Annotated in this window: 13 protein-coding genes; 7 read left to right on the forward strand and 6 right to left on the reverse strand. The window is 75.4% G+C overall.

Going from position 1 to position 17,666, the window contains the following annotated elements:
• The first annotated feature begins 18 nt into the window (after window positions 1-18).
• Together C8E97_RS17655 and C8E97_RS17665 are read left to right on the forward strand one after the other, a co-directional pair.
• On the forward strand, window positions 19-615 hold the full coding sequence (locus tag C8E97_RS17655) for a TetR/AcrR family transcriptional regulator (RefSeq protein ID WP_121006713.1): 597 nt from the start codon (window positions 19-21) through the stop codon (window positions 613-615).
• A gap of 209 nt (window positions 616-824) precedes the next feature.
• A complete protein-coding gene (locus C8E97_RS17665; protein WP_121011757.1) occupies window positions 825-1,502 on the forward strand; it encodes a thiaminase II/PqqC family protein in 678 nt (225 codons plus the stop codon).
• Here the strand turns inward: C8E97_RS17665 and C8E97_RS17670 are convergent.
• Both C8E97_RS17670 and C8E97_RS17675 read right to left on the reverse strand, forming a co-directional pair.
• Window positions 1,473-3,647: a diguanylate cyclase gene (locus C8E97_RS17670; RefSeq protein ID WP_121006714.1), complete on the reverse strand. Its 2,175-nt coding sequence runs from the start codon at window positions 3,645-3,647 to the stop codon at window positions 1,473-1,475. The two genes, C8E97_RS17665 and C8E97_RS17670, sit on opposite strands and share 30 nt — an antisense overlap.
• Before the next feature lie 352 nt (window positions 3,648-3,999).
• Entirely contained in the window at window positions 4,000-6,375 is a 2,376-nt protein-coding gene (locus tag C8E97_RS17675) for an HAD-IC family P-type ATPase (protein WP_121006715.1), read from the reverse strand.
• Window positions 6,376-6,498: 123 nt separating this feature from the next.
• Between C8E97_RS17675 and C8E97_RS17680 the strand changes: the two genes are divergently transcribed.
• Window positions 6,499-8,004 carry an amidase gene (locus tag C8E97_RS17680; protein WP_121006716.1) on the forward strand — a complete coding sequence of 502 codons (1,506 nt, stop codon included), beginning with the start codon at window positions 6,499-6,501 and terminating at the stop codon, window positions 8,002-8,004.
• Between the two features lie 207 nt (window positions 8,005-8,211).
• Here the strand turns inward: C8E97_RS17680 and C8E97_RS17685 are convergent, their stop codons facing one another.
• The 3 genes from C8E97_RS17685 to C8E97_RS17695 all read right to left on the reverse strand — a co-directional run bounded on the left by C8E97_RS17685 (window position 8,212) and on the right by C8E97_RS17695 (window position 11,197).
• Entirely contained in the window at window positions 8,212-8,862 is a 651-nt protein-coding gene (locus tag C8E97_RS17685) for an NUDIX hydrolase (protein ID WP_246018961.1), read from the reverse strand.
• 83 nt (window positions 8,863-8,945) lie between these two features.
• On the reverse strand, window positions 8,946-10,220 hold the full coding sequence (locus C8E97_RS17690; protein WP_121006717.1) for an adenylosuccinate synthetase: 1,275 nt from the start codon (window positions 10,218-10,220) through the stop codon (window positions 8,946-8,948).
• Window positions 10,217-11,197, reverse strand: a complete 981-nt coding sequence (locus tag C8E97_RS17695) for a hypothetical protein (protein ID WP_121006718.1) — start codon at window positions 11,195-11,197, stop codon at window positions 10,217-10,219. The genes C8E97_RS17690 and C8E97_RS17695 overlap by 4 nt, the downstream gene beginning before the upstream one ends.
• A gap of 631 nt (window positions 11,198-11,828) precedes the next feature.
• Between C8E97_RS17695 and C8E97_RS17705 the strand changes: the two genes are divergently transcribed.
• The 3 genes from C8E97_RS17705 (at window position 11,829) to C8E97_RS17715 (ending at window position 15,395) form a co-directional block, all read left to right on the forward strand.
• Complete coding sequence (locus C8E97_RS17705; protein WP_121006720.1) at window positions 11,829-13,469, forward strand: tannase/feruloyl esterase family alpha/beta hydrolase; 1,641 nt, start codon at window positions 11,829-11,831, stop codon at window positions 13,467-13,469.
• 533 nt (window positions 13,470-14,002) lie between these two features.
• Window positions 14,003-14,839 (forward strand): alpha/beta fold hydrolase, encoded by an 837-nt coding sequence (locus C8E97_RS17710; protein WP_121006721.1) that lies wholly within the window; start codon window positions 14,003-14,005, stop codon window positions 14,837-14,839.
• Window positions 14,832-15,395, forward strand: a complete 564-nt coding sequence (locus tag C8E97_RS17715; protein ID WP_121011764.1) for a TetR/AcrR family transcriptional regulator — start codon at window positions 14,832-14,834, stop codon at window positions 15,393-15,395. Before C8E97_RS17710 ends, C8E97_RS17715 begins: the two co-directional genes overlap by 8 nt.
• A 65-nt stretch (window positions 15,396-15,460) precedes the next feature.
• Here C8E97_RS17715 and C8E97_RS17720 read toward each other — a convergent pair whose 3' ends face one another.
• On the reverse strand, window positions 15,461-15,919 hold the full coding sequence (locus C8E97_RS17720; protein ID WP_170211892.1) for an RICIN domain-containing protein: 459 nt from the start codon (window positions 15,917-15,919) through the stop codon (window positions 15,461-15,463).
• A 526-nt stretch (window positions 15,920-16,445) separates the two neighbouring features.
• Between C8E97_RS17720 and C8E97_RS17725 the strand changes: the two genes are divergently transcribed.
• Entirely contained in the window at window positions 16,446-17,603 is a 1,158-nt protein-coding gene (locus C8E97_RS17725; RefSeq protein ID WP_342776230.1) for an MFS transporter, read from the forward strand.
• Window positions 17,604-17,666 lie beyond the last annotated feature (63 nt).

Below are 17,666 nucleotides of genomic sequence, written 5' to 3' on the forward strand. Positions count from 1 at the left end.
ACGTATCTTAGGGGTAGGGTGACGGAGCCGAAGTCGCGCCGCCGCGGCGCGGAGCTGGAACACGCCATCCTCGACGCCGCCTGGGCCGAGCTGAGCGAGCACGGCTACGCGCGGTTCACCGTCGAGGGTGTCGCCACGCGGGCGGGCACCAGCAAACCCGTCCTCTACCGGCGGTGGAAGGGTCGCGCCGAACTGGCCCTGGCCGCATGGGACCACCGCGTGCCCGCGTCCCGCGAGCCGATCGACACCGGGTCGCTGCGCGCCGACCTGGTCCTGCTGTTCACGAGGATATCCCGGCGCGCAGGCGCGATGATGAACGAGATGGTCGCCGGGGTGATGGCGGACGCGTTCCGGTACCCCGAGGTGGCCGACCTGCTGCGCGACCGCCTGACCCGGCCGTCCTCGCTGACCAGGGCCGTGGAGGACGTCGTCGCCCGCGCCGTGGCCCGCGGCGAGCTGCCGCCCGTGCGGCTCGGCCTCCGGGCCGCCCGCGCGCCGCTCGACCTGGTGCGCAACGAGCACATCACCTGCGGGCAGGAGATCGACGAGGCGACCATCGAGGAACTGGTGGACGAGGTGTACCTGCCGCTGCTGCGCGGGCTGGCGGTCGGCTGAGCACGCGCCGCGCCGGCACCCGGTGCGCCGGCACCCGGTGCGCCGGCACCCGGTGCGCCGGCACCCGGTGCGGCGGCGACCGGTCCGGGCGGTGCCGCCCGGACCGGTCGCCCGTGCCCGTGGCGGTGCCGAGCGCGCCGCCGCCGGTCGCCGCCGGTGATCTAGGGTGGTCGGCGGACACCGCCCACCGCGTGCAGGGGAGCGAGTCGATGACCCACTCGGCGCAGGAGCTGCTCGACGGGATCCGGACCGCCATCGCGGACGGGCACGGGGTGAACCGGTTCGTCCCGCTGGTGGCGGAGGGGCGCGCCCCGCTCGCCTCGATCGGCGCGCTGGCCGCCGAGGAGAGCCGCATCGTGCCGGCGGACTGGCGCAGCTTCCTCGCGCTGGCGGCGCGGGCCGACGACCCCGCCGGGCGGGCGTTCTTCACCACCCTGGCGCAGGGGGAGGGCTCGGTGCTGCCCCTGGTCGCGCCGCTGGCGGCGGCGGCGGGCTTCGACGAGGCGGCGGTGCGCGACCACCGGCCCGAGCCGGCCTGCCAGGCGTACGCGGCGTTCGTGGCGTGGCTGGCGTCGAACGCCGCGCCCGCCGTCGCCGCGGTCGCGCTGCTGACCAACTTCGCCGCCTTCGGCGGGTACTGCGCGGCGATCGCGGACGGCCTGCGCGCGCACTACGGGTTCGCCGACGAGGCGGTGGCGTTCTTCGACTTCTTCGCCGCGCCCGCGCCCGACCTGGCGCGGCAGGGGCTCGCCGCGGTGCAGGCCGGGCTGGACGCCGGCGTGCCGTTCGACCGGGCGGTGGAGTACGCGCGGCTGCTCCAGGGCTACGAGCTGATGTTCTGGAACGCGCTGGCCGACTCAGCCGCCGACCCGGCCGAGGCCGGCTGAGCCGAGGCCCGCCGGACCGACGTCCGCCGAGCCGAGGCCCGCCGGACCGCCCCCCGCGGGCCCGGCCCCCGCCGGACCGACGTCCGCCGGGTCGAGGTCGACCGGGTCGATCCGGCCGTCGGCGTGCAGGTCGAGGAACAGGTCCACGGCGTCGGGGTCGAACAGCGTCCCGCGGCCCGACCGCAGCACCTCGCGGGCCTCGTCCGCGCCGAACGCCTGCCGGTGCGGGCGGTCGCCGAGCAGGGCCGCCCACACGTCGCACACCGCCACCAGCCGGGCCTCCCAGCGGATCGCCTCGCCCGCCAGGCCCTGCGGGTAGCCGGTGCCGTCGAAGCGCTCGTGGTGCTGGCGGATGACCTGCGCCACCGGGAAGAAGCCGGGCACCGTGTCGGCCAGCAGGAACCCGTGCTCGGCGTGCCGGCGCACCAGCCGCCACTCGTCGGCGTCCAGGGCGGCCCGCTTGGTCAGCACCGCGTCCGGGACGACGACCTTGCCGATGTCGCGGAGCCTGCCCGCCAGCTCGGCGGTCCGGGCGGCGTCCTCGTCGTGGCCGAGCCCGGTGGCCAGCAGCCGGGCCCACCGCCCGACCGCGCGGCTGCTGCGCGGCGCGCCCAGCCTGAGGTCCACCTCGTCGGCGAGGCGGCACAGGTGGTCGATCGTCGTCGGGTCGTGGTCCGGGCGGCCCGCGCCCACCACGGCCCGGTCGCGGCCGGAGACCTTGGCGGCGTACAGGGAGCGGTCGGCGGCGGCGATCACCTCGGCCGGGTCGCCGCCGTGCTCGGGGTAGCAGGCCGCGCCGACCGACACCGTCGCCGGCAGCCACACCCCGGCGGTGGCGGCGATGGGCGAGGCCGCGACGCTGTCGCGCAGCCGGCGCGCGATGGCGGCCAGCTCGGCCGGTCGCGCGCCGGGCGCGAGCAGCGCGAACTCCTCGCCGCCGTAGCGGGCCACCACGTCGCCCGCGCGCGCCGCGCGCCGCAGCCGGCGGGCGATCTCGACCAGCACCTGGTCGCCCGCCGGGTGGCCGTGGCTGTCGTTGATGGCCTTGAAGCGGTCGACGTCGGCGATGAGCACGGCGACCGAGCCGCCCGCCCGGCGCGCGCGCTCGACCTCGATGGGCAGCTGCGCGACGAAGAACCGCCGGGTGTGCAGACCGGTCAGCGCGTCGGTGATGGCGAGCTTGCGCTGGTCCGCCACCATCGCCGCCAGCCGGGCGATCACCAGCGCGAACAGCATCGCGCACGCGGCGGCGATGACCGGGATGTCGTGGAACCGCCCGGTCGCGTGCTGGACGACCAGCATGGCGGGCGCGGTGAGGGCGGCGGCGCACAGCGCCGCGATCCGGACCGGCCCCAGCACGTGCTCGCGGGCGGCGGTCGGCTCGGCGACGGCGCCCATCGTCGGGTGCAGGGCCGCCGCGCCCAGGGTGAGGTTGCCGCCCAACCAGACGGCGTCGAGGAAGTTGCCCGCCTGGTACGTGCCGTTGAGCTGTTGCAGCACGTAGAGGGTGTCCGCGGTGAGGATGGCCAGCAGGCTGGTCGCCAGCAGCAGGAACGAGTGGGTCCGCTTGCCGGTGCCCATGAACAGCCGCAGCGCCACGACCAGCATCGCCAGGTCCATCACGGGGATCGCGACCGACGCGACCATGGCCAGCGGCGGCTGGTCGAGCCGGGCGCGGGGCCCGATGAGGTAGAGCCACGAGAGCATCGCCGCGACCACGGCGAGCACGGACGCGTCCAGCGCGCTCTGGAGGTCGCGGCCGGGCGTGCGGCGGCGGATGAGCAGCAGCAGCGCCGCCACCGTCAGCGGGTAGTGCCCGAGGTAGAACGCGTCGGCGGGGGAGGGGAAGCCGGTGCGGCCCAGCAGGTAGTGGTGGACGTAGAACGTCATGTCCGCGGTGGCGTACACGACCTGGCTGGAGCCGAGCAGCAGCCAGGGCAGCCGCGCGCCGTCCTGCTCGCGCCGGGCCGCCAGCAGCACCATGACCGCCGCCGACAGGCTGGTGAGGCAGTACAGCACGACCCGCGCGGCGATGCCCGCGCCCTGGCGGGGGATCGCGTAGTAGACGACGACCGCCGCCGTCCCGGCCGCGAGGTAGCCGAGCCAGGCCCGGCCCGAGACCGGGCGTGGGCCGTTCGCACTCATCGCATGGTCTCCGCGGTGTCGCCTGGGATAGCGGGTGGGCGGCCGGGTTCGCGGCGCGGCGCCTACCGCCGTTGGATCATGCCGCACCCGCCGGATGGGCGAAAGCGAGGTGGACTGGTCCATTTGTGTTAATCGACGTGCCCGTATTCCGCGCGGCCCCCGTTCACGCAGGTGGCAGGCATCGGGCACGCGTCGTCGATGATCTTCCCTCACGTTCCGGCGGCGTTCCGGAACCCCGTCGGAGGACTGATCTTTCTCTGGAATATTCCGCTCTGTAATTTCAGTGCTGCCTGAATTCAGCCCCTGGCGGCATCCGGCGGACACCTCCGGCGGCGGTCTCGCGCAGGACGCCTCAACCGGCGGAGGCGGCCTGGACGGGGCGGAGGACGGCGCGGCCGACGAGTTCCACGACGACACCGGCGAGGAGGCCGACGACCGCGCCCACCAGGAGGCGCTGCGGTGTCACGGCGAGCAGGAAGAGGCCGCCGCCGAGCGCGGGCACGGTCAGGACGACGGCGACCGCGCCGCTCAGGCCGGCGATGAGGGCGAGCTTCCAGCGGGTGAGGGGCCGGGCGAGCAGCGACAGCGTCCACAACGACGCGATGACCACGACGACCGTGGCGACGGTCTGGCCCGCCGGCCGGCCGCCGCCGGGGTCGAGGCCGCGGATGGCGAGGTCGCCCGCGTAGGCCGCGAGGCCGATGACGAGCCCGGTGGGCACGGCCAGGCGCAGCACGCGCCGCAGGAAGCCGGGCACGTAGCGGCGGCGGTTGGGCGCGAGGGCGAGGACGAAGCCGGGTATGCCGATGGTGGCGGCGGAGATCATGGTGAGCTGGATCGGCGCGAGCGGGTAGGCCAGCGATGTCGCCACCACGACCAGGGCGAGGACGAGCGAGTAGACGTTCTTGACCAGGAACAGGTTGGCGGCGCGTTCGATGTTGGCGATGACGCGCCGCCCTTCGGCGACGACGTCGGGCAGGTGCGCGAACCGGTCGTCCAGGAGCACCAGTTGGGCGACCGCGCGGGTGGCGGCGGCGCCGTTGCCCATCGCGACGCCGATGTCGGCGTCCTTGAGCGCGAGGGCGTCGTTGACGCCGTCGCCGGTCATCGCGACGACGTGGCCCCGGCGTTGGAGCGCGCCGACGACGGCGCGCTTCTGCTGGGGTGTGACGCGGCCGAGGACGACGGTGTCGGCGAGCGCGTCGGCGAGGCGCTCGGGGTCCTCGGGGAGGGTGCGCGCGTCGACGGCGTCGGCGGCGCGCTCGATGCCGGGCACGCCGACGGCGACGGCGACCGCGCCGACCGTGCGGGGGTTGTCGCCGGAGAGGATCTTGAGGGTGACGCCCTGCTCGGTGAAGTAGCGCAGGGTGTCGGCGGCGTCGTCGCGGACGCGTTCGGCGAGCACGACCAGGGCGCGGGCGGTCAGGTCCGGCGGCAGGTCGGTCCCTCGGGCGGGTGCGGGGGTGGCGGCGAGGACGAGGACGCGCCTGCCCTCGGCGGCGATGTCGGCGGCCTGGTCGAGCAGGGGCTGGTCCGGGTCGTCGGGGAAGACCACCTCGGGCGCGCCGAGCACCCACGTCCCGTGGCCCTCGGCGGTGACGGCGGACCACTTGCGGGCGGAGGAGAAGGGGATGCCGCCGGTGCGCCGCCAGGCGGGGTCGGTGAACTCGGCGGCGAGGGCGGTGGAGGTGGCGTTGGCGTCGGGGGCCGCCGCGCACAGGGCGAGGGCTTCCCGGACGTCGGGCTCGTCGTCGTCGCGTGCGGTGACGAGGCGGTCGAAGACGATGTCGCCGTGGGTGAGGGTGCCGGTCTTGTCGAGGCAGACGGTGTCGACGCGGGCGAGGACCTCGACGGCGGGCAGCTTCTGCACGAGGGTCTGCCTGCGGGCCAGGGTGACGGCGGCGAGCATGAACGCGAGGCTGGTGAGCAGCACGAGCCCTTCGGGGACCATGCCGACGAGTCCGGCGACGGTGCCGGTGACGGCTTCCTGCCAGTCGTCGGTGTCGGGGGTGCGGAACTGGCTCCACAGCAGCAGCGGCGCGACGACCAGCATCATCAGGGAGATCCAGCGCAGCAGCTTGTTGGTGCCGGCGACGAGTTCGGAGCGGACGACGGTGAAGCGGCGCGCGTCGGCGGTCAGGTGGGTGGCGTAGGCGTCCGCGCCGACGGCGGTGGCGCGGAACCGGCCGGTGCCGGCGACCACGATGGACCCGGAGCGGACCTGGTCGCCGGTGGTCTTGCCGACGGGTTCGGACTCGCCGGTGAGCAGGGACTCGTCGATCTCCAGGCCGTCGGCTGCGGTGACGGCGCCGTCGGCGACGACCTGGTCGCCGGTGCGGAGTTCGAGGAGGTCGTCGGCGACGACGTCGGCGACGTCGATCTCGGTGGTGCGGCCGTCGCGGACGGCGCGGGCGTGCGGCGCGTTGAGCACGGCGAGCCGGTCGAGGGTGCGCTTGGCGCGCAGCTCCTGGAATACGCCGATGGCGGTGTTGGCGACGATGACGAGCCCGAACAGGCCGTTCTGCCAGTGGCCGGTGGTGAGGATGACGATGAACAGGGTGAGCAGCAGCCCGTTGAACGGGGTGACGACGTTGGCGCGGACGATCTGCGCGGTGCCGCGGCTGGTGCCGGCGCGGGTGGCGTTGGTGCGGCCGTCGGCGACGCGTTCGGCGACCTCGGCGCCGGTCAGCCCGTCGTCCCCGGTGGCCGGGGCGGCGCGTTCGGACATCCCCACCTCCCGCCGGTCATCCTGCACCGGCGGCGGCGGTCCCGCCCGGTCACCGGCGGCGGTCGGGCGCGCTGCGACCAATGGGGGCTTTACGGGCGGCGCGGGCGGGGCTGGACTGTGGGCATGCGATCACTGCTCGCGGCCGTTCTCGCCGTGCTCCTCGTCGCGCCGCCCGCTCAGGCCGGGGACGGGGGCGCGGCGCTCGGGTTCGACCTGGACGGCGCGACCATTCCGGACCTGGTCCACCGGTTCGAGGCGGGCACGCTGACGTCGGTCGACCTGACCCGCGCCTACCTGCGCCGGATCGCGACGGTGGACCGGCGGGTGCGGTCGGTGGTCGCCGTCGACCCGACGGCCCTGGCGCAGGCGGAGGCCGGCGACCGCCGTCGTGCGCGCGGTGGCGCGCGCGGCCCGCTGGACGGCATCCCGGTGTTGCTCAAGGACAACATCGACACGCGGGGGCTGGCGAGCACGGCGGGTTCGCGGGCGTTGCGGGTGCCGCCGCGCGACGACGCGGAGCTCGTCGGGCGGCTGCGGGCCGCCGGCGCGGTGGTGCTGGGCAAGACGAACCTGTCGGAGTGGGCCAACTTCCGCTCGACGCGGTCCACGTCGGGGTGGTCGGGCGTCGGCGGCCAGACGAACAACCCGCACGTGCTGGACCGCAACCCGTGCGGCTCGTCGTCCGGTTCGGGCGCGGCGGTCGCGGCGTCGCTGGCGCAGGTGGCGGTGGGCACGGAGACCGACGGTTCGATCGTGTGCCCGGCGGGGCAGAACGGCGTCGTGGGGCTCAAGCCCACGCTGGGCGCGGTGAGCGGGGACGGGATCGTGCCGATCTCGGCGCACCAGGACACGGCCGGGCCGATGGCGCGGCACGTGGTGGACGCCGCGATCCTGATGTCCGCTCTGGCCGGGCGTGGCGGCGACCACGCGGTGGCGGCGTCGTCGGACGCGCTGCGCGGCGCGCGGGTCGGGGTGTGGCGCAAGGCGGGCGCGAGCCCGGAGGCGGACCGCGTGGTGCGGGAGGCGGAGCAGGCCCTGCGGCGGGCGGGCGCGACCGTGGTGGAGGTGGAGCTGCCGTACCAGGACCGGATCGAGGCGGTGGAGTTCCCGGCGCTGATCACCGAGTTCCGGCACGACCTGGAGCGGTACCTGGCCGACCGGCCGGGCGCGCCGCGCACGCTGGGCGAGCTGATCGCGTTCAACGAGCGGGACCCGGTGGAGCTGGGGAAGTTCGGCCAGGAGCTGTTCCTGGCGGCCCGCGACGCGCCGCCGGTGACCGACCCGGTGTACCTGGAGCAGCGCCGGACGGCGACGGAGCTGGCCCGTCGCTCGATCGACGAGGTGCTGGCGGAGCACCGGCTGGACGCGGTGATGGCGCCGACGAACTCGCCCGCGTGGCGGACCGACCACGCGGCGGGCGACGCGTTCGTGCTGGGCTCGTCGACGCCGGCGGCGGTGGCCGGCTACCCGAACGTGACGGTGCCGGCGGGGTTCGCGGGGCCGTTGCCGGTGGGGGTGTCGTTCTTCGCGGGGCGGGACGCGGACGCGCGGCTGCTGCGGTTCGCGGCGGCGTTCGAGCACGCGACCAAGGCCCGCCGCGTGCCGCACTACCTGCCGACCCTGCCGTGACGGGTTCCGCCGTGTCCGGTCCGGCGTGTCCGGTCCGGCGTGTCCGGTCCGGCGTGTCCGGTCCGGCGTGTCCGGTCCGGCGTGCGCGGTGACGGGCAGGTGGTGCGCGCGGGGTGGGTGGTGCGCGGGCGGTGGGTGGCGTGCCGGGCGGTGGTGTCGGTGGCCGGCTTCCGGGCGTCGTCCGCCGCGTGAGCCGGGCCCGGTGGTCTAGCGGTCGCCGTCCCAGCGCCACACCAGCGGTGGCCGGCCGCCCTTCGGCAGGGCGGCGGCGTGCCGGGTGGTGCGGGTCAGGCCGGGCACGCGGTCCATCGTGCGGCCGAGGTTGGCCGGGTACGGCCGGTCGCCGGTCAGCGACTCGGTGACGTCCAGCGCCTGCGCGGTGGTGAACTCGGGTCCCAGCAGGCCCGCCGTGAACGGCACGTCCCGCCACAGCCGGTCGGCCAGCAGCGGTCGGCAGTCGGCCACGATCCGGTCGTGGTCGAACGCCAGCGGCGGCACCGCGTCCAGCGGCGACCACTCGGCGCTACCCTCCAGCCGCGCGGGGTCGAGCGTGGCCCACAGCGCGATGGACAGCGTCGGTCCGCGAGGGTCGCGGGAGGGTTCGTCGAACGTCGCGAGCTGGCCCGTCGCGGTCACCGCGCGCCCCGGCACGCCGAGCTTGCCGGTGACCGCGCGCAGCGCGGCGTCGCGCAGCCGCTCGCCCCGGCCCAGCAGCACGCCCGGCAGCGCCAGGTCGCCCGCGAACGGGTCGGCCGCGCGCGGCGCGACGCCCAGCAGCACCGACCGGGCCTCCGGGTCGAACCGCAGCGCGAGCACGTCCACCGACACCAACGTCGACTCGATCCCCTGCCCGTCCACGTGCCGGATTCTCCCGCACGCGGCCGGCGCCCCGGTCCGTGCCCGGCAGCCCGGCGGATCGGACGCCGGGCACGGACCGGGGGTCAGGCCGCCACCGGCGTCCGCACGGTGTAGTCGGCCCGGTCCGGCCCGCGGCCCGTGACCTCCACCGGGACGCCGACCTCGCGCTCCAGCCACGCGACCGGGTCGGGCAGCGGCTCCACCACCGGCGCGCACCCCGCCACGAACGCCGTCCGGTCGACCCCGGCGGGCAGGCGGGTCACCGGGCCGCTCGCGGTGCGGTAGGCGGTGGCCACCGACAGGTCGCGCGCGTCGAGGTGCGTCACCGCGAGCCCGTCCACGCCGCCGCACGCCGCGACCGCGTGCCGCAGCAGCACGGCGTCCAGGTGCCCCGCGCGCCACGCGCCCTGGTACTCGCCGGTCCCGTTGTGCCGTTCGGGGAACCGGGCAGGCAGGGCCGCGTCCTCGGTCGGCAGGGGACCCGCGCCGTGCCGCGTCTGGTAGGTCCGCGTGACGCCGAGCACCCGCGCCGGGCGTCCGCCCAGCAGCAGGCGGGCGTTGCGGGGTGTCGTCGACGACCAGGTGGTGTGCGGGTGGAACCCGTGGTCCTGGTCCAGCAGCACGCCCTGCGCCCCTTCCAGCACCAGCCGCCCGGCGTCGGCGCGGCGGCCCACCTCGTCGCCGTCGACGATCCGCACCGCGTCGGCGAACGCCCGGTACAGGGCCACCAGCCCGGCCACCGACGTGCCGTCCCCGGCCAGCGGCCGGTAGCAGCGCGCCAGCGCGTCGAGCTTGCGCCGCAGCACCGCGCGCCGCGCGCAGTCGCCGACGGTGGGCGCCTCGCCCGGCTCGCCGGGCACGACCTGGCCCTCCACGACGTCGCCCGGTCGGGCGGCGCGGCGGGCGAGCAGCGAGTACCACACCGTCTCGCCGATGCCCTTGCCGCACGAGCCGTGCCGGCGGGGGCCGCGCGCGTCCTCGCGGACGCGGTTGGCCGCCACGTGGAACGGGGTGGTCAGCAGCGCGTCGGCGTGCGCGGTCACCAGCCGCAGCGGGTCGGCGACGCCCAGCGCCGCCAGTTCCCGCGCCTCGGCGGCCAGGGCGATCGGCTCCACCAGGACGTGCCGCGACAGCAGGGTCGGCACGCCCGCGAGGGTGCCGGACCCGAACTGGCTGAACGTGTGGTGCCGTCCGTCGGCGACCACGTTGTGCGCGGCCTGCGCGCCGCCGTTGAACCGCACGACCGACGACACCGACCCGTCCCGGCACAGGGCGTCGACTACCGCGCCCTTGCCCTCGTCGCCGAACCCGAGCCCGACGACGACCACGTGCCCGGTCACGCCGGCCCGCCCCGTCACGACAGCGTCACGTCGTCGGGGCCGTCGAGGTCCGGGGGAGCGGCCGACGCGGCGAGCGCCGCCGGCCCGACGCGGACCAGCGCCTTGCCCACCGCGCGGCTCTCCGCCGCCGAGCCCACCTCGGCCAGGTCGACCATCGCCTGGTCCAGGTCGACGACCCGTTCCTCCAGGCCGATGGTGGCGGCGATCAGCTCGCACACCGCGCCGGGGTCCTCCAGCTTGAGGAAGTGCTGCCCCAGCAGCTCCCGCCAGTGCTCGGCGATCTCCGGGTCGTCGTAGTGGTGCGACTGCCTGGGCAGCACGAAGTAGACGTGCCACTTGCGGGCCAGTTCCCGGTACACCGAGGCGGGGTCGACGTCCTGGCGCACGTCGTCGCCGATGACCCGCCGGATGTGCCGGGCCTCCAGCCGGGGCTTGTTCAGCTCGTCGCCGATCAGGAACAGGTAGCCCTTGCGGCCGCGCTTGCGCCACGCGTCGGTCACCACGTGCCGGGCGACGAAGTAGGCGGCCAGCTCGTAGGACTCGCTCTTCTGCCCGCCGCCGTTGCCTTCCAGGAAGATGGTGCGCAGCTGCTCGTCCATGCGGTTGTCCGACTCGAACTGCCCGACCTGCAACGGCACCCGGTCGCTGTCGGCGTCGCCGATGCCGCCGAACATCAGCTGCGGGTCGGCCAGGTAGCCCTTGCGCCGCAGCAGGCCGTGCAGCCGGCCGAGCTTGCGCTGCATGACCTGCGGCACGCGGCCCATCGAGCCGGTCACGTCGAACAGCACCGCGATCGGCGTCGAGTCGGCGTGGTCGGCCGAGTCCAGGCACTCCCGCGCCGCCACGCCCAGCGGGTCCAGCGACGGGTCGGCCCGCCACCGGTCGCGCGGCGTCGACCTCATGCTCGCGGTGTAGCCGAAGTCGTCGATGCCCTTGGCCGCGCGGAAGGTCCGCGCCGCCGCGTAGGCGTCGTCGTCCCACTTGCCGTGCCCCATGTCGGTCTCCCGTCCCGTCCGGCAGGGCGAACGGGCGGAACACCCCCTCGCCGTGGAGTTCTTCGAGCAGCGCGTCGTACTCGTCGAGCAGGTCGACGGCGCGCGGGCGGCGCGCCGGGCCGTCCTGCGCGCAGCCGCGGGCGAAGGCCCGCTGCCGGGTCTCGTCGCGTCGCAGCAGGTCGAGCATCAGCGCGTGGGCCAAGCCCACGCGGTTGGCGGCGTCCGCGCGCAGCAGCCTCCGGTGCATCCACGCGTAGTCGCGCGGCCACGCGGTCGGGGTGCAGCGCGGTCGGGGTGCAGCGCAATCGCAAGGCCCCGGTGGAGCCGCCGGGCCGCCGCGCGCCGCGCCGGGTCGCCGGCGGGCGGTCCGAACAGCCCCGTCGCCGTGTTCCCCTCGACCCGGTCGAGCGCCTCTTCCCTCGTGAACATGGTTTGAGTCTAAGCAACTCAAACCGCTGGGTGCAACAGCGGGTGATCGACGACCGGGTCGGACGGGGAGGGGCGACGGGGGGAGTGTCGAGGCCGCCCGTCGGGAGGTCGTTACTCGCTGTGTTCCGTCGTACCCGTGTGGTTGGCTGTGCGGCAGGGGGATCGGGGATCCCTCACCGACCGAACGTTCACCTGGGGGGTGATGGCGTTGAGGAAACGCGCGTTCCTGGCGGCACTGGTGATGGCGGTGTCGTCGGTCGCGGCGTCCGGCGCGGCGGCGACGGCCGAACCGGCCGGCGCGGCCGAACCGGTGCGGGCCTGTGCCGACCTGGTCGGCGGCCACGAGCTGCCCGGCGCCAAGGCGCACGTCGAGCAGGCCGTGCCGGTGCCCGCCGGCGCCGAGCCGGAGCACTGCGACGTGCGCGGGCACGTCGAGCCGGCCGTCCGGTTCCAGCTCAAGCTGCCGACCACCTACTCCGGCCGGTACCTCCAGTCCGGGTGCGGCGGGTTCTGCGGCGAGCTGGTGACGCCCGCGATCCGCTCCTGCACGCCGGCGCCGGGCGACTTCGCCGTCGCGACGACCGACGACGGGCACGTCGGCGGAGGGCCGTTCCCGTCGGCCGACGGGAGCTGGGGCGAGGGGAACCAGGCCGCGCGCGACGACTGGGCGTTCCGCGCGCCGCACGTGGTGTCCCTGGCGGCCAAGCGGCTGATCGCCGAGTACTACGGCGCGCCGCCGCGCACCTCCTACTTCGACGGCTGCTCCAACGGCGGCCGGGAGGCGCTGCTGCTCGCCCAGCGCTACCCGCACGACTTCGACGGCGTCATCGCCGCCGCGCCCGCCAACTACTGGTCGGCGCTGGTGGTCTACCAGGCGTGGATGGCGCGGGCCAACACCGACGAGGCCGGCCGGATCATCCTCGGCGACGACAAGCTGGCGGGCCTGCACGACGCGGTCCTCGCCCGCTGCGACCGCCTCGACGGGCTGGTCGACGGCCAGCTCGAAGACCCGCGCGGCTGCGACTTCGACCCGGAGTCCGTGCGCTGCGCGCCCGGCGCGGACACCCCGTCCTGCCTGACCCCGGCCCAGGTCGAGACGGTGCGCAAGCTCTACCGGGGCCCGACCGACGAGCGGGGCCGCGCGCTCTACCCGGCGGGCCAGGCGCGCGGCTCGGAACTGGCGTGGGCCGGGTGGATCACCCGCTTCCCGGAGTTCGGCGGCTCGGCGGCCGAGCAGCTCGCCGACAACTACCTGCGGTACCTCGGCTACCCGATCGGCGCGCCGCACAACACGCTCGCCGACTTCGAGTTCACCGCCGAGGAGTTCCACCGGCTCACCGTCGTCGGCGCGCGCGCCAACGCGATGAGCCTCGACCTGTCCGCGTTCCGCCGCGCCGGCGGCAAGCTGCTCCTGTGGCACGGCTGGAACGACCAGGCGATCCCGGCGGCGGGCCTGCTCGACTACTACGAGCGGCTCACCCGGCGCAACGGCGGCCCCGCCGCGACCCGGCAGTGGGCGAGGGCGTTCGTGGTCCCGTCGGTGTACCACTGCGCGGGCGGCGACACGCTGAACACGGTCGACCCGCTGCCCGAGCTGGTCCGCTGGACCGAGGACGGCGTCGCCCCGGACCGCCTGATCGCGACCGCGCGGGCCCAGGACGGCACGGTCACCCGCAGCCGCCCGGTGTTCGCGTACCCGACGCGGGCGCGCTACGACGGCACCGGCAGCATCGACGACGCGGCGAACTTCGTGCCCGCGCCACCGCGGCAGCCGCCGCACGACACCGTCGACTGGGTCGGCTCCTACCTGCACCACGTGCCGGGTCCGGTGACGCGCCCCTGACCCCGTCCGCCCGGCTGGTCGGTCGTCGACGACCAACCGGGCGATCGTGAACGCGGCCCTTGGTCGGTGTCCTCCGCGCGGGCGGGGGCCTCCGGCCAGGGGCCGCGTTGATCAGTGGGCACGACCGCGACCCCGGCGCGGGCATCAGCGCGGTCGTTTCGTTCGGGCACGAGTTCCGCCTCGTGCCGGCACGAGCCCCACCGCCACGGCGGTCGCCACAGCCACGCCCGCACCATCCGGCGGCCCCCACCGCGTCCGAGAGTCCCACCGCGTCCGGTGACCCCACCGCGTGGGGCAGCGCCGTCCACGACACCCCGCCGGTCTCCGCCACCGCGACGATCGGGCAGGACCGGCCGGGACGTCCGGTCTGCCTTCAGCGTCCGTCCGGGCGTCCGCCCGGCCGTTGTCGATCGCGCGCGCCGGCCCGTCCGCGCACGGTGCGCCGCCTCCCGCGCGGCCATCGCCGTCGGTTGACACCCCTGGCTAATGACATTAGCCTCCGAGCTACGAGCATTAACCGACGGAGGGGTGGCATGACGGAGTTCCTGGAGGTCGAGGGTGGCCGGCTCGCCTACGACGTGATCGGCGAGGGGCCGCTGGTCGTGCTGGCCCACGGCATGGGTGACAACCGCGCCGCCTACCGGGGCATGTCCGCCGCGCTGGCCGCCGCGGGCCACCGCGTCGCGAGCGTGGACCTGCGCGGCCACGGCGAGTCCAGCGCCGACTGGCCCTCCTGCACCCGCGCCGACTCGGCGGCCGACCTGCTCGCCGTGGTCCGCCGGCTGGGCGGGCCCGCCGTGCTGGTGGGCCACTCGTTCGCGGGCGGCTCCGTCACCATCGCCGCCGCCGAGGAGCCCGAGTCCGTCCGCGCCATCGTGGGCATCAGCCCGTTCACCCGCGCGCAGCGGGTCGACCTCGGCGGCCTGCTCACCAACGCCCGCTACCGCAAGGGGATGGCGCTGCTGCTGGGCGCGGGGCTGTTCCGCAGTGTCGGCCTGTGGCTGCGCTACCTCGACCACGCCCACCCCGGAGTCGAGCCCGCCGGCCACGCCGAGCACCTCGCCGCCCTGGCCGCCGACCTGCGGCGGCCCGGCCGGATGGCCGTGGTGGGCAGGATGGGCATGTCGCCGCCCACCGACGCGGGGGCCCGGCTCGGCGACATCCGGTGCCCCGCGCTCGTGGTCGAGGGCTCGCTCGACCCCGACTGGACCGATCCGCGCGCCGAGGGCGAGGGCGTCGTGGCCGCCATGCCGCCGGGCCTGGGCCGCGTCGAGGTGATCGAGGGCGCGGGCCACTACCCGCACGCGCAGTTCCCGGCCGAGGTGGCCGGTGCGGTCCTGGCCTTCCTCGGCGCGGTCGCCCGTGGCTAGGGCGGCGCTGTCCGCGACGGCGGTGGTCGACGTCGCGCTGCGCCTGGTCGACGAGGAGGGCCCCGCCGCGGCGACCCTGGCGGCGGTGGCCTCGCGCGCCGGCGTCGCCACGCCGTCGCTCTACAAACACGTGCGCAACCTCGCCGAGCTGCGCGCGCTCATGTCGGTGCGGATCATGGGCGAACTGGCCGAGCGGATCGGCGCCGCCGTGCTCGGCCGCTCGGCCGACGAGGCGGTCCGCGCGCTCATGACGGCCTGGCGCGACTACGCGCTGGCCCACCCGCACCGCTACTCCGCGCTGATCCAGGCGCCCGAGCCGCTGGTGGCGCAGGCGGGGGAGCGGCTGGTCGACATCGTCCTCGCGGCGCTGCGCGCGTACGGGCTGACCGACGCCGACGCCGTCCACGCGGTCCGCTGCGTGCGCGCGGCCATGCACGGCTTCGCGCTGCTGGAGGCGGCGAACGCGTTCCAGCGGCCCGAGCAACTGGACGAGACCTACGAACTGCTGGTGCACATGGTGATCAGCGGACTGCGCACGCCACCCCACCGCACCTGAACCCGCTCACCGGGTTCATGGGAGGTCCGGGCGGGCGAGGGCCTGCCCGGACCGGAGTCCCGGTGTCAGGACGTCCACCTCTGGTTCGCGCCGCCCCAGCAGTCCCACACGCCCGCCTGGGCGCCGTTGTCGTTGTTGAAGCTGAGCAGTTCCAGGCACTTGTGGTTGAAAGAGCTGCGGAGGGTGTCACCGAACTGGTACCACTTCTGGTTCGCCCCGCCCCAGCAGTCCCACATGCCGACCCAAGCGCCGTTGTTGTTGTCGAACCTCAGGATTTCCAGGCACTTGTGGTTGAGCAGGCTGCGGATGTTCCCGTTGTCCCAGTACCACTTCTGGTTGGCGCCGCCCCAGCAGTCCCACAAAACGACCCGTGCGCCGTTGTCGTTGTTGAAGCCCAGGACATCCAGGCACTTGTTGTTCATGCCGTTGCGCAGCTCGAACGTCGAGAGGGCGGCCAGGCCCGACCCGGTGCCGGTGGCCGCGCTTCCGGTGGCCGCGGTCGCGGCGGAACTCCACGCCGTCATCGAGAGGATTGTCGCGACGAGCGCGACGCCTAATCGTCCGAACAGGCCGAAGGATTTCACAGAATACCCCTTTGAAAGTTCGTGCGGGAAGGTCACGGATTCCGTGGACGTCACCATACGGAATCGTGGGTCCATCGATAAGCGGTGGGTGCGGTGCTCACTCGAACATCGGTCGTGAAACGCCCGGATGGACCAGTTTCAACGAGCGGGGGACCGGTTTCCGTGGTAATGCGGGGGCGGGCCGGTGGTGCGTTCGAGTGGTGGCATCACGCGTTCGGTCCGCGCCGATCGTCGGATGGCGGAAAATCGGTGATCGGCGCTGTGCGGCCGATGTGCCGTCGGCCATTCGCTAATAAACTGAATAGCGGGGGCGGATATCGTCGAACCCGTTTTCCGGCATCACCGCCGGCATCACCGCCCTCCGGCGGCCCCCTCCCGACGCCGCCGACCTACTGTTCCCGTGTGCCGACGTGTGCGACCGACCCGCCCCATGCCACCGATCCGCCCCGTGCGGGGGGATGACCGGGTGGGCCCCCTGTCCTCCCGAGCCGTCCTGCCGCTGTACGCGGCGGGTTTCGTGACCGCGTTCGGCGCGCACGGGATCGCGTCCGGACTCGGCGGTTACACCGGGGCGTCGCTGCCGGCGCTCGGCGTGCTGCTCGCCGTGTACGACGGCGCGGAGATCGTCCTCAAACCGGTGTTCGGCTCCCTGGCCGACCGGATCGGGCCGCGCCCCGTCCTGCTGGGCGGGCTGGTGGCGTTCGCCCTCGCCTCGGCCGCCTTCGTCCTCGCCGACGACCCCGGCGCGGTCGGCGTCGTCCGGCTCGCCCAGGGCGCCGCCGCCGCGGCGTTCTCCCCGGCGGCGAGCGCGCTGGTGGCGCGCTTGACCCCGGCCGGCGGCCACGGCCGCGCGTTCGGCGGCTACGGGGCGTGGAAGGGGCTCGGCTACACCCTCGGCCCGCTGATCGGGGGCGCGCTGATCGCGGCGGGCGGGTTCGGGCTGCTGTTCACGGCGCTCGCCGTGCTCGCGGTGGCGGTCGCGGTGTGGGCGGCGCTGGTGGTGCCCGCCGCGCCGCCGCTGCCGCGCACCCGGCAGACCCTGCTGGACCTGGGTCGCGAACTGGCCCGCCCCGGCTTCCTCCGTCCCACCGCAGCCCTGGCCGCCACCACCGCCGGGCTCGCCGTGGGCGTCGGCTTCCTGCCCGTGCACGCGGCCGACGCGGGTCCGCTCGTCGCGGGCGTCGCGGTGTCGGCGATGGCCGCCGCGGCGGCGCTGGCGCAGCCCGTCGTCGGCCGTGCCCGCGACGCCGGGCGCCTGCGCGACACCACGGGCATGACCGGCGGCCTGCTGCTGACCGCGGCCGGCTACCTCGTCGCGGCGACGCTGCCGGGCCTGCCCGCGACCTTCGCCGCCGCCGTGGCGATCGGCGTCGGCGCCGGACTGGTCACGCCGCTCGGCTTCGCGGCCCTGGCCGCCGCCGCGCCACCCGAGCGGCTGGGCCGGTTCATGGGCAGCGCCGAGGTGGGCCGCGAACTGGGCGACGCCGGCGGGCCGCTGCTGGTCGGCGGCATCGCGGTGGTCACGACCCTGGGCGGCGGACTGCTGGGACTGGCCGCCGTGCTGACCCTGACCGCCACCGCGACCGGCCTGACCGCCACCCGACGCCGTGGCGACCGCTCCTGACCAGCACGGACCTCCACACCGGGCCCGCCTCGGGCACGACACCCCACCGCGGAGGTCCCCACC

The sequence above is a fragment of the Saccharothrix australiensis genome (genome assembly GCF_003634935.1).
Lineage (GTDB): Bacteria > Actinomycetota > Actinomycetes > Mycobacteriales > Pseudonocardiaceae > Actinosynnema > Actinosynnema australiense.

What these genes read in the sequence shown, in the direction of transcription:
- C8E97_RS17680 (WP_121006716.1), top strand. Translation starts at nt 6,499, where the DNA reads ATGCGATCACTGCTCGCGGCCGTTCTCGCCGTGCTCCTCGTCGCGCCG.
- C8E97_RS17705 (WP_121006720.1), top strand. Translation starts at nt 11,829, where the DNA reads ATGGCGTTGAGGAAACGCGCGTTCCTGGCGGCACTGGTGATGGCGGTG.
- C8E97_RS17695 (WP_121006718.1), bottom strand. Translation starts at nt 11,197, where the DNA reads ATGGGGCACGGCAAGTGGGACGACGACGCCTACGCGGCGGCGCGGACC.
- C8E97_RS17710 (WP_121006721.1), top strand. Translation starts at nt 14,003, where the DNA reads ATGACGGAGTTCCTGGAGGTCGAGGGTGGCCGGCTCGCCTACGACGTG.
- C8E97_RS17665 (WP_121011757.1), top strand. Translation starts at nt 825, where the DNA reads ATGACCCACTCGGCGCAGGAGCTGCTCGACGGGATCCGGACCGCCATC.
- C8E97_RS17670 (WP_121006714.1), bottom strand. Translation starts at nt 3,647, where the DNA reads ATGAGTGCGAACGGCCCACGCCCGGTCTCGGGCCGGGCCTGGCTCGGC.
- C8E97_RS17720 (WP_170211892.1), bottom strand. Translation starts at nt 15,919, where the DNA reads ATGACGGCGTGGAGTTCCGCCGCGACCGCGGCCACCGGAAGCGCGGCC.
- C8E97_RS17675 (WP_121006715.1), bottom strand. Translation starts at nt 6,375, where the DNA reads ATGTCCGAACGCGCCGCCCCGGCCACCGGGGACGACGGGCTGACCGGC.